General features: G+C 40.1%; 9 protein-coding genes. 5 read left to right on the top strand and 4 right to left on the bottom strand.

All coding sequences use genetic code 11. The features are described from left to right. Nucleotides 1-87 precede the first annotated feature (87 nt). The 5 genes from H1A14_RS13710 to H1A14_RS13690 all read left to right on the top strand — a co-directional run bounded on the left by H1A14_RS13710 (nucleotide 88) and on the right by H1A14_RS13690 (nucleotide 12,804). Nucleotides 88-2,505, top strand: coding sequence for an ABC transporter permease (locus H1A14_RS13710; protein WP_194776846.1), 2,418 nt, complete (start codon nucleotides 88-90; stop codon nucleotides 2,503-2,505). Nucleotides 2,506-2,643: 138 nt separating this feature from the next. Next, nucleotides 2,644-5,061 carry an ABC transporter permease gene (locus tag H1A14_RS13705; RefSeq protein WP_194776845.1) on the top strand — a complete coding sequence of 806 codons (2,418 nt, stop codon included), beginning with the start codon at nucleotides 2,644-2,646 and terminating at the stop codon, nucleotides 5,059-5,061. Nucleotides 5,062-5,211: 150 nt separating this feature from the next. Continuing rightward, the gene (locus tag H1A14_RS13700; protein WP_194776844.1) at nucleotides 5,212-7,656 is read left to right on the top strand and encodes an ABC transporter permease; all 2,445 of its coding nucleotides are present in this window, start codon (nucleotides 5,212-5,214) and stop codon (nucleotides 7,654-7,656) included. 109 nt (nucleotides 7,657-7,765) lie between these two features. After that, nucleotides 7,766-10,123, top strand: a complete 2,358-nt coding sequence (locus H1A14_RS13695) for an ABC transporter permease (protein WP_194776843.1) — start codon at nucleotides 7,766-7,768, stop codon at nucleotides 10,121-10,123. 263 nt (nucleotides 10,124-10,386) lie between these two features. Beyond that, nucleotides 10,387-12,804, top strand: a complete 2,418-nt coding sequence (locus H1A14_RS13690) for an ABC transporter permease (RefSeq protein WP_194776842.1) — start codon at nucleotides 10,387-10,389, stop codon at nucleotides 12,802-12,804. A gap of 296 nt (nucleotides 12,805-13,100) precedes the next feature. On the opposite strand, the gene H1A14_RS13685 is transcribed toward H1A14_RS13690, so the two are convergent. From H1A14_RS13685 to H1A14_RS13670, 4 genes are all read right to left on the bottom strand, one after another. Next, on the bottom strand, nucleotides 13,101-13,790 hold the full coding sequence (locus tag H1A14_RS13685; RefSeq protein ID WP_194776841.1) for a sugar transferase: 690 nt from the start codon (nucleotides 13,788-13,790) through the stop codon (nucleotides 13,101-13,103). A gap of 420 nt (nucleotides 13,791-14,210) precedes the next feature. Next, nucleotides 14,211-14,954, bottom strand: coding sequence for a WecB/TagA/CpsF family glycosyltransferase (locus tag H1A14_RS13680; RefSeq protein ID WP_194776840.1), 744 nt, complete (start codon nucleotides 14,952-14,954; stop codon nucleotides 14,211-14,213). Nucleotides 14,955-15,152: 198 nt separating this feature from the next. Next, nucleotides 15,153-15,944: a hypothetical protein gene (locus H1A14_RS13675; protein WP_194776839.1), complete on the bottom strand. Its 792-nt coding sequence runs from the start codon at nucleotides 15,942-15,944 to the stop codon at nucleotides 15,153-15,155. A gap of 45 nt (nucleotides 15,945-15,989) precedes the next feature. Then, nucleotides 15,990-17,159 (bottom strand): FG-GAP repeat domain-containing protein, encoded by a 1,170-nt coding sequence (locus H1A14_RS13670; RefSeq protein ID WP_194776838.1) that lies wholly within the window; start codon nucleotides 17,157-17,159, stop codon nucleotides 15,990-15,992. Between the last annotated feature and the right edge of the window lie 10 nt (nucleotides 17,160-17,169).

Here is a 17,169-nt window from a genome sequence, read left to right as displayed (position 1 = left end):
TAATCGGACTCTTTGAAATTGCAAACTGATCGAAGAAATTTAATCTTCCAATCCGCCCGGCGGACAAGTTATTTAATTTTATAAAGGATGCTTAAAAACTACTTCAAAATTGCCTGGCGCTCCCTGACCCGAAGCAAATGGATCGGGGCTATCAATATCCTGGGACTGACCATCGGAATCACGGCTGCTTTACTTCTTTTTGTGGTGGTTCAGCATGAGTTGAGTTATGATAAGTTTCTAACTAAATACGACCAAATCTATCGCATAGTCACCCATGATACCTATGAAAACATCACGGATTACACACCCGGGGTAGCCAATCCCCTACCGGATGCTTTGATGGCTGAAAAGCTGAGATTTGAGAAAGTTGTTCCTGTGATTACCTACAGTGATGTGCAGGTCAACGTTCTGAAAGGAAGCAATGCCGATGATTTGGATAAATTTAAATCCAACAAGATGTTTTTTTCCACTTCGGCGTATTCTGGGCTTTTTGACCTGGAGTTTATTGAGGGAAGTGCCGCAGTTCTGGATCAGCCTGGCCATGTTGTGCTGACTAGGTCCGAGGCTGCAAGATTTTTTGGATCTTGGGAAAATGCAGTGGGTAAATCTTTACATCTGACGAATGGCGTGGCTATATTGGTTGGAGCTATAGTCGCCGATATACCCGAAAACAGCAATTTTGGTTTCGATTTGCTGGGTTCATATGAGACCATCCGATCGCATCAGGATGAATTTGGGTATGATCTGGAGGAGTGGGGAAGTACAAGCAGCAATTTTCAGGTGTATGTACAGATGGATTCCAACAGTGATTTGGCATTGGCACAAAGCCAGCTTTTGGATTTTTCCAAAAAGCATTTCGAAGGAAGGGGAACTTCTATCAAATCCCACCACATGCAGCCTTTGAGTGAGATTCATTTCAATACGAATTTCGAACCACTGAGTGGAAGAATGGTGCGAAAATCCACCATTCAGACTTTGGTTCTTGTCGGTGTATTTATTCTCATCATGGCCTCGATCAATTTCGTCAACCTGAGTACTTCGCAGGCAATAGGCAAAAGTAAGGAAATCGGTGTTCGAAAAGTGATGGGCAGTTCAAAATCCCAGATCGCTTTGCAGTCTTTTGGAGAAACCTTTCTTACGGTATGGGTTGCTACCATTTTATCTTTTGCTTTCGCCAATTTTTTGCTTCCTTTTTTGGACAGAATAGCAGATGTTCCGGAAACGATTGGTTTTTTTGAACCAACCGTATTCATATTTATGTCAGCATTGATGATCCTGCTGACCTTGGTTTCGGGATGCTATCCTGCGTTGATTATTTCCAAGTTCCAACCCATTAAGGCTTTAAAAAATAAATTCCAGGCTGCAGAAATCGGAGGAGTTTCCATTAGAAGAAGCTTGGTTGTCCTTCAATTTTCCATTGCGCAGATCCTGATGATAGGTACCTTGATAGCGGTCAGGCAAATGAATCTGATCCAGAACACAGATTTGGGTTTCAATAAAGAAGCGATCTATTATATCCATGTGCCTTCTGACAGTAAAAATGAAGTCAGGATTGAAGGGTTTAAGCAGGAATTGTTAAGAATTCCGGGAATCAAGGGGGCAAGTCTTGCTTCGGATGTACCCTCATCAGACAACAATTCGGCTTCCAACTTCTATTTTGACCAGAAAAGTGAGGATATCGTTTTTCCAGCTTTCCTGAAGTTTGCAGATGAGGACTATTTTGATCTTTATGAAATGGAATTTGTGGCAGGCCAAGGCTATCCGGCAAGCGATACCATCCGAAATGTGGTGATCAATGAAACCATGGCCAAGAAACTTTTGATTCCATCACCAGAAGAAGCAATAGGTAAAAACATCCGTCTTGGCGGAGGTAATTGGGTTCCGATTACCGGGGTGGTGAAGGATTTTACAGTCAATTCCTTACGGGAAGAAATCAAGCAATTGCTCATTACTTCATTGAAATCCTATTACGGGCAAGTGGCCGTTCGGCTTGACAGTTCATCTGATAAGGCGACATTGACTGCCATTCAGGAGAAGTTTGAGGAAATTTATCCTGAGCAAATCTATACAGCAAGTTTCTTGGATGAATCCATTGCTGCATTTTACGAAAGTGAGCAAAAACTTGCGCTAGTCTACAAGATCTTTGCCGTGTTGGCCATATTGATTTCCTGCATTGGTTTGTATGGCCTGGTGTCGTATATGGTCGGCCAGAAAGTAAAGGAAATCGGGATCAGAAAAGTACTTGGTGCATCCATCACTCAGATTACAGTGATGCTTTCCAAAGAATTTATTCTGTTGGTTTTGTTGGCTTTTGTTATCGCTATTCCGTTGGCCTATTTCATGGTTCAGGAGTGGTTGGCCTCATTTGCTTATAAAACGTCGATTTCCATAGAATTATTCCTGTTGGTGATGGTCGTGTCATTGGTAATTACTGCATTAACGGTGGGTTCGAAAGCCATCCGTGCTGCGCTTGCCAATCCTGTGGAAAGTCTGACTGATGAGTAAATAAAAATATGATTCAAGAATTAATAATACCGGATCAATTGACATGGCAACCCGATATGTAGCAATCCGATTAAAGAACAAAAAATCTAAGATCTTTAGGACATATCGAACCGCTCAAAACTTTAAATTCCTAATACCATGTGGAAAAATAACCTCATCATCTCCTTCAGAAATCTGAAGAAATACAAATCTCTGACGGCAATCAATGTGGTGGGAATGGCGGTTGGACTTGGGGTCTGTCTTTTGATCGGATTGTTTGTCTTTGATGAATTGTCTTATGACAGCCAGACAAAAGAAGGAGACAGGATCTACCGTGTTTCACTTGAGACCACCGAGGCACTGTGGGCTGGTTCACCTGGACCATTGGCAGAAGGTTTGAAAAATGACTTTGAAGAGGTAGCCGTTTCTACAAGAATCATGAAATTCCCCGGATTGGAAGACATGTTGCTCAAAGTAGAGGTCAATGGAGATAAACGACAGTTTTTTGAGACTAAAGGATATTATATAGATTCTACATTTTTTAGGATTTTTGACTACCAATTTTTGAAAGGAAATCCTAAAATAGCCTTGGAGGCTCCAAACTCCATCATTTTGTCCAAAACGCTTTCAGAAAAGCTATTTGGGGACACCGACCCGATCAATCAACCTTTAACCGTGGGTTTGCCTTTTGGAGAATTTCAATACAAGATCACCGGCGTATTTGATGACAGCAAGGTGAAGTCCCATATCGATGCCAATTACTTTCTCTCAATGGATAACAGCGATATTGGAGGTGCGGTGAAGACCATGACCAACTGGGCTTCCAACAATATTTTTTATACCTATATCAAACTTAGGCCAAATGTGGATCCAAAAGTATTTGAAAGTAAACTCGATCCGTTTTTTGTTCGACATGGTGCGGAGGACCTAAAGGCAATGGGAAGCTACAGCAAATCACTTTTGCTTCAGCCCTTTCAGGAAATCTACCTGCAACCACAGATGGAATACGAACTTGGCGCCAAGGGGAATAAGACCCATCTTTATGTTTTCGGATCAGTAGCGGTATTTATTTTGTTGATAGCCTGCATCAATTTTATGAATCTGGCAACGGCAAGGTCTGAGAAAAGATCGAAGGAAGTTGGCATCAGAAAATTGCTAGGAGCGGACCGAAGTGCATTGATTTTACAGTTTTTGGGAGAATCTACTTTGATTTCACTTTTGGGCTTTGGGATCGCATTGATCGGTTCCTCCCTTTTGTTACCCTATTTCAACCAATTGACTGGAAAAGAAATTGATTTGTATCAAAGCTTTATTCCCATTCTTTCCATCTTCATTCTTGCAACGGCAGCTGGTTTATTGGCCGGGACTTATCCTGCATTTTTCCTTTCAGGTTTCACTCCGGTCAAAGTTTTGAAAGGTAGATTCAGGGGAAACATGGCTGGATTTTCATTGCGGCAGGTGCTTGTGGTATTTCAGTTTGCCATCTCTGCCTGCCTGATCCTGATGGTATTTGTAATCAATCAGCAATTGTCTTTTGTTCAGAAGCAGGACCTGGGTTTTGCCAAAGCGCAACAGCTTGTCATCCCATTGAACAGTGAGTTTACAGCAGCAAAATTTGAGGCAATGAAATCTGACCTTTTACAGAGTTCCAATATCAAATCTGTAACTGTGGCCACAGCATATCCCGGAATCGAAAATATTGAAAACATGCTTTATTTCGCTGAGGGCAAGTCTGTGGATGAGGTAATCAATATCACCAATGCGGTCGTTGGGGATGATTTTATTGAGACGTTGGGATTTACTTTATTGGAAGGGAAGGCATTTACTGAAGATTTCACTTCTGAGAGTCCCACCATGATCTTGAATGAATCTGCGGTCAAAGGATTGGGATATGATGTCAAGAGTGCCGTAGGAAGGTTGGTGCATTATGAGTGGAGAGGAGAGCTGCATACTTTTGAAATTGCAGGCGTGGTAAAGGATTTTCACTTTAGGAGTCTTCACAAAAACATCGAGCCATATGGCTTTATCAAAGGAAACAACGGCGGTTATTTGATTGCAAGCTTCCAAGGCGGAAAAGTCAAGGAAGTACTGGACAAAGCTGAATCCACTTGGAAAAGTGCAGGGATAACCGATCCATTTGTCTATTCATTTTTGGATGAAGATTTCCAGAGGAATTATCAAAAGGAAGAAAGGACAGCTTCCATAATTATGACCTGTGCTATCTTAGCAATTTTCATCGCTTGCCTTGGATTGTATGGTTTAGCCAGTTTTATGACCGAGCAACGGACCAAGGAAATCGGCATCCGCAAAACATTGGGCGCAACCGATTTGAGTATATTGAAGTTGCTTTCACAGGATTTTGGAAAGACGGTATTCATTGCAGTATTACTTTCTGTTCCGGCAAGCCTATATATGGCCAACAAGTGGCTAGCAGGTTTCGCTTTCAAAATCGACCTCCATTGGAGTTATTTCGTCCTTGCAGGATTGGTGGCCTTGATGATAGCGATGGTGACCGTGAGTTTTCAATCGATCAAAACAGCACTGATGAATCCAGTGGATAGTCTGAGGAGCGAGTAGGGGGAGGCAAAATGGAAGACATAAGAAATAATGAATTAATTATGCAGCATAAAATAATCTGATAACCCGATAACTTGTAGTGGTGATATGGGGATAAAATTACAAGTAAAATCTCCAGATTGATGGGTTTAAACCAAACAAACAATTGTGATGATGTGGAACAATCACCTCAAAGTTGCTTACCGAAATCTCCTGAAAAACAAGATTTTCAGTGTGATCAATATCCTCGGACTGTCACTGGCGATGATGGCATGTCTGATGATTTTGAAGCATGTGAGCCATGAGTTGAGTTACGATAATTTCCGAAAGCCAACCGTATATCGAATTGTTGATTATGCCTTTTTAAATGGTGAACTGGTCGGTGAGCGGGCTCAAACGGCACCTGCGCTTGCACCTGCACTTTTACGCGAAATCCCTGAAGTGGTACAATCCTCGCGCTTGGTGCATACGGCACCCCTTATGTCAGACCCGGTAATGAAAGCTGGAGAAAGAAGCTTCCATGAAGAAAGGATCTATTTTGCAGACCCTGTCATTCTCGACTTGCTCTCTTTTCAATTGCAAAGTGGGCATCATGACCATGCCCTTGACCAACCCAATCAAGTGGTAATATCTGATCGCATGGCAGAAAAATATTTTCCCGGTCAGGATGCAGTAGGACAAACGATAATATTTTATATGGGAGAGGGGGGGAATAAACAATTGACCATCACTGGGATTTTTAAAGATGTCCCGGATAATTCCCATATCCATACCGATTTCATTGTTTCTTTCAGTACCATTCCTTGGAACTTGGATGATGACTGGAATTGGGGAAATTTTTACACTTATATAGAGCTTCTCCCTGATCATGAGCTCTCTCAGGTAAAAAGAAAAATGTCCGGGGTTTTGGAAAAGTATCTTGGCGAAACCCTAGCGGAATGGTCCAAATCAGGTTATCATACTGAACTTGATTTACAACAAATTCAAAAGATACATTTGGACTCTAACATGGAAGCAGAAGCAGAGGCCAACGGTAGTAGAAGTACTGTTACCTACCTGATAATTATTGCAATTTTTATTTTAACCATTGCATGGGTAAATTTTATTAACCTGACAACAGCCAAATCTTTTGAACGGTCCAAAGAAATCGGATTGAGGAAAATAATGGGATCTACCAAAAAGCAATTGATAGCGCAATTATTAACTGAATCATTTCTGGTCAATGTTTTAGCGGCGGTTTTGGCTTTATTTCTTGGCCAACTACTAATGCCCACATTTCAGCTGTTTACCAATGGGAATTTCAATACCAATTTTGACTTCAATATTGTTTTGTTTTCCGGGCTTTTATTTTTAACAGGCACCATTTTCTCCGGAGTCTATCCGGCTTTAGCACTTACCTCGTTTCAGCCCATACAAATGGTCAAGGGCACCTTTAACAATCCAAAACAGGGCGTTTCTTTCAGGAAGGGTTTGGTTGTTTTTCAATTTACTGCTTCAATTGCCCTGATAGTAGGAACGCTAGGTATCCGTCAACAGCTGAATTTTTTACAAACTCAAGACAAAGGATTGGACATGGGGCAAACGCTGATTATTAAGGGACCAGGTATCAAAGATTCAACCTATCAGCACCATTTGGAATTTTTTAAAAGTGAAGTTAAAAATTTGGCTTCGGTCCAGGAAGTAAGCGTATCCTCCAATGTCCCCGGAAAGGAATTAAGTTGGGCAAGAGAATTTTATAAACCGGCTGAAATAGCCAATAGCAAGGGGATAAGTATCATAGCCATAGACGAGGAGTTTCTGCACCTTTATAGTGCAAACTTCTTGGCGGGTAGAAATTTCTCCAATGAAATAGCATCGGACCAAGGAGCTTTGGTCTTTAATGAAACTGCAATCCGGCAATTGGGATTCAATAAAGCAGAAGAGGCAGTAGGCCAAACAATCGTTTGGCATGAATCCGATAATGATACCCATTCAAAAACCATCATTGGTGTGATCGGGGATTTTAATCAGGAGTCCTTACATAAGAAAGTAGGACCTATCGTATTTGCTTTGAAAGAAAACCTCATGGCCCCATGGGCTGGAGAATATTTTTCATTAAAAATCAAAACGTCGGACTATCCCGTTGCCCTGAAACAAATCCATGCTGAATGGGACAGGGCCTTTCTTGATAGTCCATTTGATTATTTTTTCCTTGATGATTATTTCAATAGGCAACACGCCGGTGACGAGCAATTTGCCAAAATTTTTAGCCTCTTTTCAGGTTTGGCCATCATCATCGCATGCCTTGGATTATTTGGATTGACTTCCTACATCACCTTACAGCGAACAAAAGAAATTGGCATCAGAAAAGTTTTAGGTGCCTCAGTGATTGAAATTACCACCCTGCTTTCAAAAAGCTTCTTGAAACTGATTTTATGGGGATGGATCATTGCCCTGCCATTGTCATGGGCACTTTTAAACAAATGGCTGGACAATTTCGCTTACAAAATAGAAATTGAGTGGTGGTATGGTATCGGGGCGGGGGCGATGGCCATGATGATTGCATTTATGACCGTTAGCTTCCAGTCTGTAAAGACAGCATTGATGAATCCTGTGGATAGTCTGAGGAGCGAGTAGGGGGGAGGCAAGATGCAAGAATTAAGTGACTAGACAGATAAAATTATAAATTCGGAATTATGAATGAATAGATAACAAGACAACTCATATACTTCCAATCTGAAAGACTATGTGGAAAAATCATTTAAAAATCGCCTGGAGAAACATCCTTCGAAGCAAAGGATTTGCATTTATCAATATCGGAGGGCTGGGAATAGGAATTGCCGCCTCCATTTTGATCATGGTCTGGGTTCAGTTTGAACTCAGTGTAGACCGGTTTTATGAGCATTCAGATCGGATCTATGCAGTGTGGAGGAATGCGGAAAACCAAGGAATCACCTACAGTTGGGATTATACTCCGGCACCTTATGGGCCTACGCTGAAGGAAGATTATCCGGAAGTGGAAGAAACCACAAGAATCACCCAATGGGATCCGCAGATACTTACCGTGGGATCCAACAGTTTCTATGAAAGAAGTTCATTTGTTGATCCAGGATTTTTCAAGATTTTTTCTTTTGAAGTGATTGAAGGTGATCCGATTGTAGCATTGGAAGATCCCAATTCCATCATCCTTACTGAGACGGTAGCCCAAAAATTGTTTCCAGATGGGGATGCGATGGGAAAAACGGTTACAGTGGAAAAAACCTTGGATTTTATGGTCAAGGCGATCATCAAGGATTTGCCGGAAAACACTGATTTTGAATTCACCTTTTTCCTCCCTTTCAAAAAACTGGAGGCCATGGGCTGGGCGGATCCTTATTGGGGCAACAATTCTTACCGAACCTTTGCCATGCTCCAAAAAGGAACCGATCTGAATGCCTTTAATGAAAAAATTTCCGGGTTTACAGAAAGGCATCTGGAAGACAGTAATGTCAGCGATTTTTTGTTTCCCATGTCTGACCTGCACCTTTATTCAAAATTTGAAAACGGAAAATCCGTCGGGGGTAAGATTGAATTGATCCGCTTGTTTGGAATTGTGGCCATCATCGTTTTGCTGATTGCCTGCATCAATTTCATCAACCTAAGTACTGCTCAAAGTGAAAATCGGGCAAAGGAAGTAGGGGTGAGAAAAGTTACAGGAGCAGGCCGAGGGATTTTAATAAGTCAGTTTTTGGTTGAGTCCATTATGATTACCCTTTTTGCTTTTGGAATTGCCTTGCTGATCGTATCCTTATCATTGCCATCATTCCAGGATTTGATCGGGAAAAACCTTCAAAATCCCTTTGAGCAGCCCTATTTCTGGGTGTTAGGTTTGGGTTATATTTTGGTTGTAGGCTTGTTGGCCGGAAGCTATCCTGCCTTTTTGTTGAGTTCTTTCAGCCCCTCCATCGTTTTCAAATCCAAGCTCTATACCAAGAAATATTGGATAAATCCCAGGCAGGCACTTGTGGTATTACAATTTGCTATCGTGGCCATTTTGATTTCCAGCGTGTGGATAATTCGTGATCAGATGAGTTTTGTCCAAAACAGGGACTTAGGCCTTGATAAAGAAAATCTGATTTTTCATCCGGTCACAGAACCGATGAGAAAAAGCAAATTGGCTTTGCGGGAGGAACTCTTGGCCATGCAGGAAGTGGCATCAGTGACCTATACTTTTTCACCCTTGACTGATATATATAGTAATACAGGCGGGATGCTCTGGCAGGGGAAAAATGAAGAGGATCGGCAGAACATTGCCAGAATGGGATCAGATGCCAATTTGGTGGAAACTGCGGGGTTGGAGCTGCTAGCGGGCAGGGATATTGATGTATACAAATTCCCCAGTGACAGCAATGCAGTGGTCCTCAATGAAAAAGCTTTGGAAATCATGGGGTTTGAAGAACCGTTGGGGCAAGTGATACAGGATGGGGACCTGTCTTTTACTGTAGTGGGTGTGGTTAAGGATTTTATTATGGAATCCCCATTTGGTGTGGTACAGCCCATTGTGGTATTTGGTCCAAAACGGAATCTGGATTTTATCCATATCCGAATCAGGGAAGGAAGTGATTTTAAAAGTTCCATCAATAATCTTGATGCTGTGTTCAGTAAGTTCAATCCAGATGCTCCATTTGAGTACAGTTTTGTGGACCAGGTTCATGCAGGCAAGTTTGAGAATCAGGAGCGTACATCCTATTTGATGGGATTGTTCACTGCATTGGCCATCATCATATCCTGTTTGGGGCTTTTCGGGTTGGCTGCTTTCATTGCCGAACAAAGGAGGAAGGAAATATCGGTCAGAAAAGTGTTGGGTGCTTCAGTGCCGGGTTTGGTAAGGCTGATATCCTCGGAGTTTACAAAATTGGTCTTGATCTCTGTTGTTTTGGGGATTCCCGTTGCTTGGTATTTTATGGATTCCTGGCTACAAACCTTTGACTACAGAACTTCCATTGACTGGAAAATATTCCTTTGGACGTCAGTACTTGCATTGCTTATCGCCTTTTTGACGGTCAGTTCGCAGGCTATTAAAGCTGCGTTGGTGAATCCTGCCAAGATATTGCAGGATGAGTAGGGGGGAAGAAGGAAGTTAGAAATTTAGGAAGTGGGAAGTGGGAAGTGGGAAGACAAGAACCCATTGTATATTGAAACATATTTTGGTTGTTCTTTCATACCAAGGACCATGTATTTCTAATTCATTTCAATTCGCCCGTCAACGGACGATTTTGTCCGAGTTGGATATCAGAAATTGATGACATTAAGCAATCGGGAGAATTGTGGGCTTTTTTTGATGGCATGAATGTAGCAGAAATGTTTTTGAAATTATATTCATAGAAAATGCTCAAAAACTACCTAAAAATCGCCTGGAGAAATATCCTTAGGAATAAGCTGAGAACTTCTATTCACGTCTTGGGATTGGCAATAGGGATTGCGGTTTGCTTTGTGATTTTTAATGTCATCAGTTTCTCTTATAGTTTTGACCGTTTCCATTCCAACAAAGACCATATTTTTCAGATCACTACTTTGACCACTTATGGAGACCAATCCTGGCCGAATTCCGGAGTTCCTTCCCCACTTGGTGAGGCCGTAAAATATGAATTGGTTGGCGTAGCTGAAGCGGCCCATTTTTATACGATGCACAATACCCTGGTTTTACTTCCGGATGGGAATAAAAACTTGGGCAGATCAAACCAGGTGATTTTATCCGATCCGTCCTTTTTTAAGATCTTTGAAAGGGAATGGTTGGCCGGAAATTCTGCCCTAGCCCTTGAGCAGCCCCATGCTGTTGTCCTTACAGAAAGCAGTATGCAAAAGTACTTTCCGGGACAGGATCCTACGGCGGTTTTAGGGAAGGAAATTCTATACTTGGAAAGGGACAGTCTGATAACAGTAGTAACCGGTATTGTAAAGGATTATAGCGAGAACACCGATTTCACTTTTACGGATTTCATTTCAACGAGTACATTGATGACCCTGAAGGGAAACAGTTTGGAATCATCCCAAGATCAATGGGCAACTGTGGATTCCAATTCCCAACTATTTGTATTATTGGAGGAGAACTGGACTGATGAAGAAGTCGAAGCAGGGTTGGCGGGAATTGTGGACAAATATATACATCTTGAAGAAGGAAGGAATACGCAATTTTTTATCCAGCCCCTATCAGAACTGCACTTTACCCATCCATACACTACCCAAAGGGCTGTTAAGATGGTATTGAAAGGATTAATGATCATTGGAATTATTTTGTTGGTGACAGCCTGCCTAAATTTCATCAACCTAGAAACTGCACAGGCTATCAACCGAAGTAAAGAGGTGGGAATCCGAAAATCAATGGGAAGTAGTAAGGGACAATTGATACAGCAATTTTTGACCGAGACATATCTCTTGGTGGGATTGGCGATAGGCGTATCTTTTATTCTGACAGAATTGACAGTTTCCTACTTTTCGGATTACTTGCCTGGCGGAATGCAAATCCACTTCCTTTCCTTTGAAAACGTATTGTTTCTCTTGGGACTTAGTGTGGTGCTGACTTTTTTATCAGGAATTTACCCTGCGTTTATCTTGGGCAATTACCAACCTGACTTGGCCATTAGGGGAGATTTAAAAGATCATAGAGGATTCTCTTTTGGGTTCTTCCTGAGGAAAAACCTGACAGTTATTCAATTTACACTTTCCATAGCATTTATTATAAGTGTTTTAGCCATCACCAAACAGATTAATTTTCTGAACAGCCAGGAATTGGGATTTGATAAAGAATCATTGATGTATGCGAGAGCTCCCTATTTGGATCCTTCCACTGAGGCAACCAACCTTCCAATAAAGGAAAGGCTGGAGCAAGAGTCTTTTGTTCAAGGTGTCAGTTTGAGTAGTGATATGGTGGCTTCATCAGGTTTATGGACTACACTGATCGGATTTACACACCTGGATCAAAAGAAAGAACACGAAGTTCAAGCAAAAACTATAGATGAAGATTTTGTTAAGGTTAACGGACTAAAGCTTTTGGCAGGCAGGAACCTCAGGGAAATTCCGAATGAAGTCCTGATCAATGAAACTGCCAGCCTCTCTCTAGGCTTTCAAAACCCAGAAAATATCCTAGGAGAGGTGCTTGAATACGATGACAGGGAACTATTGGTAGTAGGAGTGGTAAAGGATTTTCATTCCCGTTCACTAAGAGAATCTTTTCTGCCCATGATCATGTTTTATGAGGTTTTCCCTTATCAGACCATTAATGTACGCCTTGAACCCGGGACATTGCCGATGCAGGCCAAACTGGCTTTGGATCACATTTACAAAGAACATTACCCATTAGAATCAGGAAGCTTTGTGTTTCTGGATGAAACAATCAGCAGGTTTTATCAGGATGACGCCAAAATGCAAGAGATCTTGGCATTTGCTTCGGGTATGGCTATTTTGATCAGTTGTATGGGGCTGTTTGGATTGACTTTGTTTACCATTTCAAAAAGGCTTAAAGAACTGAGCATCCGCAAAGTATTGGGTGCTTCGGTCAATCAGATACTCTTACTTGTATCCAAGGAGTATGTGCTATTGATTTTCATAGCATTTGTATTTGGGAGTATTCCAGCTTACCTGTTTTTGGATAGTTGGTTGCAGACATTTTCTTACAGGATAGACCTCCCTTGGGAGTTGTTTGCCATAGCCGGAACTGTGGCATTGATGCTCTGTTTGCTAATAGTTGGATTCCATTCCGTAAGGGCTGCCAATGAGAACCCTGCAGAGATTTTGAAGTGTGAGTGATTTTCAGATTGTGGATTTAGATACCCTTTTTTTAACTCTTACAGCGGAACACGCCTGCTCTTTGTAAGGCCTTGACAAAACAGTTTTTGAGGATTTATTCAGGTGAATAAGTCTGTCAAACTCAAGTATAAGGGTTTTATTGGGATATTCTCTGATCCTTCACTTTGTTAGATTGAATACAAAACCATAATGTCTTTTTTGTTTGTTGAAATGATAATAGGAGATTTGACAAAAAAGGAATGAAACAAAGCTCAGTCAAAACATTATTTATTGTAATTGGAAATTTTTAAATAACACTAATACGCATTTTTGTTGTTAAAAATTATACTGTTGACCGTCCAAAATATAATTACAAAATCAAATAGGAAGCTCCACTGCTTGATGTAAAAAAGGTCATATTTCAATCTCGCGTCCATATCATAGAAATTTTTTATTTCCCCTCGAAAACCTTTGGACTGAGCCAAACCGGTAATGCCTGGTTTTACGACATGTCGATACATGAAATGGCCAATTTTATTTGAATATTCTTGGTTTAATTTAATTGGAAAGGGCCTTGGACCAACCAACGACATATCACCCATCAACACATTAAAAAGTTGTGGTAATTCATCCAAACTGGTTTTTCTTAAAAACTTGCCAACCCTAGTAACCCTAGGATCCCCTTTTGTAGCTTGTATAAATTGACCATTTGGGTCATATTTCATGCTCCTGAATTTGAAACATAAAAAGGGAACATTTCCCTGACCATGGCGCAATTGCTTAAAAATTGCTGGACCTTTTGAATCCAGTTTGATTAAAAGCACAATCAATGGAAACAACCAAGAACCGACGAAAATGATCAGCAAAAATGAAACTGTTACATCAAATATTCTCTTACTTTTTATTTGAGAGGCATCTAAAAGATTAATGGAGAAACTTTTAAATATGAAATCTTCGTGATTAGGAAATGCTTGAATGCTTTCTACTTTAGAAATCGTAATTGACATATAATCTTGATTTAAAGAATAATTGGTTCTTTTCTCCGAAAAACAGCAATAAAACGTAATCTAAAAATAAAGCAAAAAATTTAAATAAAGAACAAACAGCATTTTTATTTATTTGAAATTCAAAAAAATACAGTTAAAACTTAATTGTTCTTAGGGGTAGTTAAAAGGAGAGTTTGTGTTTTGATTTTGAAAAGTAATTGGTATCCGTTGAATATCAACTATTTAGTAAAATACAAAAATTTTTTGTCCATACATTTTCATTCAAAAATTTCATACCCTAAATCACAGTCCCATTTTCAAAAAAAATGCATGATTTTTCTATTTGAACAATACCCAAAGCCATTCAATTCAATCAAGGCATGAGAAGTAAATTAGTTTTGAATTGATTAAACAAAAAACATTTTCTTTGCATGTGTGGCCTTATTTAATCAGGTAGGCTTTTAAACTTAAAAACATAAATTTACTATTTCCATATAAATATCTTTTCCATAATCTTTTGGGTTCAAGATATAGTCTATAAGCCCATTCCAAGGAAAGGTTTCTGGCCCATACTGGTAGTCTTTTTTCCATACCAGTGAAAGTAAGAAATGCCTGACCTAATCCCATCATGCATCCGTGAATCTTTCCCTTATGTCGGTACATCCACATTTCTTGTTTTGGACAACCTAATGAAACAAAGATTAAATTGGCTCCTGAGTCATTAATCAATGATATTACATCTTCCTCTTCGCTAGGGGAAAGTTGTCTGAAAGGAGGAGAAAAAGAACCTGCAATTTTAAGTTTGGGGTAATCTAAGTTGATTTTTTCTTCAATTTTTTCCAAAACTTCCTGGGTCGACCCATAAAAAAATACTGACAATTGATTTTTTTCAGCAGAGTTTAGGATGTCGGGGAACAAATCCATACCACAGGCTCTTCCTTGTTGAATGCCATAATTTTTCTTGATAAGTACTGAAATGGGTCTTCCATCAGGAGAAACTATATCGGCTGAATTGACAGCTTGATTGATTTCTGGATGATCATAGGCCTCCATAAGCATGTGGACATTTGCGAAACAGACATAAGAAGATTGTTTTGATAATCCCAAGCTGGTTATGGCACTTAAATAGTCCTGATATTCTCCTACAGATACTTTTGTTTTAAATAGTTTGACTTTTGGTAACATAGATGCGATAAATGAAACTATCTGCAAATAACAAAAAATATATTATAAAATACATTTATATAGGTTTAAAATAATAATTTCAGTGATATTTAAACATAATGAGTTCAGAATTATGAAATTTTTTTTAAGGTCCTGTAATCTACACCAAAGTGATACCATGGTCATGTCCTGACTTTGGAGAAAATCCTACAACATGCATCAATTGCCCCAATTGAAAATCTGTTCTCCTTTGAAAGTATTGATATTTATGTAAAGATCAGGAAAATATTCCTTAGATAATGAAAGTATATTTTCATTAAAATCTTCCTCAAATCCATCAAAACTAAATATGAAAGATTCCAAAAACCAGTAACCTGAATTTTCCCTGTTTACTACAATTTGGCCTTCTTGGTCAATTTGATAATAATGGTAATCTCCTGGGGTCTGTTTATCGAAAATGGCACCTTCAATTTTGAGTTTTTCAATAAATTCCTCTACCTGATCAATGGAGGATTCAATGTGGTATCCGATTGTTCCCCAGTAAATATAATTGGGTACTCTTTTGGTTGCTTTTCTGGAAATTACAATTCCATTTTGATCCATAAAATCTAAGATGAATTCAGAATCAGAAATCATTAGGTTCCCAACATTTCTTTGAACCTTTGTATTAAGCTCTAAGTGGTATCGCCCATTGCTTTTGCTGCCTAGATCCAAGGTGGCAGTTGCAGGCCCTATAGCAGTAAAGCAAAAATCTGTTTCTTTTACCCCTTCAAATGTGACAAAAATCCCATTTTCATCTATAATTTTATTCGTGAGAATGGGATAATTGACACAGGGATATTCTTTTTCTGTTTGGCAGATAAAATGCAATTCTCGTGAATTTTGTCCGAGCACTTCCACAGGGGTAATTATGATTAAAGACTCAAACGTTGTGATGTCAGATTCCTCATGGTTGGTCATGCTACAAGAGACCATCCATACCATCAAACAAAAAATTAGAATTTTTCTCATTATTTTCAAGACCTAAATTGTTTTGCGGATGTTGAGCTTATGGCATTATTTCGACCTATTCCAATAAATTCTCAGGTTATGGGTTCCCCTACCAGAAGCGATGATATCCAATTTACCATCGCCATCTAAGTCAGCAACTTGAAGGTCCTCGCACGCCATTCCGTTTTGATCGATCCATTGTTCAGAAAATCCTGAAAAAGAGCCGTTTGTTGGAACATACAATTTGATTCCGTAATCTCCTGATTCATTGGCTTCCCTCCAGCCAGCTACCACCTGTTCTTGGCCCAGTCCCAAAAAATCACCAAGCCCGACCCCATGTCCTTGTTTCAGCTGCTTGTCCAACTCAAACTTGTTCATGTTTTGACTGCCAGTTCCAGCTTCCTCGTGGACTGTTACCATATTTCCATGCATTGGGGAGATTCCAACAAGGACCTGTTTTCCTTGATTTAATTTTCCCAGTTTCAATTCTCCAAATGGCTGATTTTTAACCAGCCAAGTTTTTTGGGGAGAGGGTGACCATCTACCATCTACAAATGAAAATACTTTGACGCCTTCTTTACCTCCGATCAAAATAGACTCTCCGCTTCCTTCATCCATTTTGACTACATCCAAATTATGCGTTAGGTGCATGGTGGAATCAATTACCTTGTAGTTCCATTTTCCTTTCGGGTCATCAGGAACCTCATAAGCAATAACACTGACACCTTTCCCTTCTCCATTTACATTGCCTCTACCATGTAAAGGCAACATGATCAATTGAAAGGTTTCTTGTGTAGTTTTTGCCCAGCGCATGCGGTGGACAGTTGGTTCGTGGTGTAATTGTACTGCGGTCCATTTTTGGGTTGGATCATCGGGTCTGATCAGGAAATGCACCGAACCGGATTTATTGGGGTCCGAGGTTTCTCCAGGATTCCATTGTGCGCCCACTGCAACTTCCACTTGACCATCTCCATTGATATCACGTGCAGCGATACAGACATTGTCATATTCGGTCAGGTTTTCGACCATCACAAAACGCTGCCAATCCCCGTTTCTGTACCAGACAAATTCATTTTTATCGGCCAAAAGGATGTCAGGTTTGTCATCTCCGTCCACATCACCTATAGCTATACCGTAGCCGATACTGACCTGATTATCGATTTCCTGTATTTCAAAATTCGATTCGGTAGATGCGGTCGAAAAGAGGACTTGCCAAAGAAGAAGAAATAGTTGCATTTTTTATGGG

Source organism: Pararhodonellum marinum (assembly GCF_015354735.1).
GTDB classification, from domain to species: Bacteria; Bacteroidota; Bacteroidia; order Cytophagales; family Cyclobacteriaceae; genus Pararhodonellum; species Pararhodonellum marinum.
This window is presented reverse-complemented; position numbering and strand designations above follow the sequence as displayed.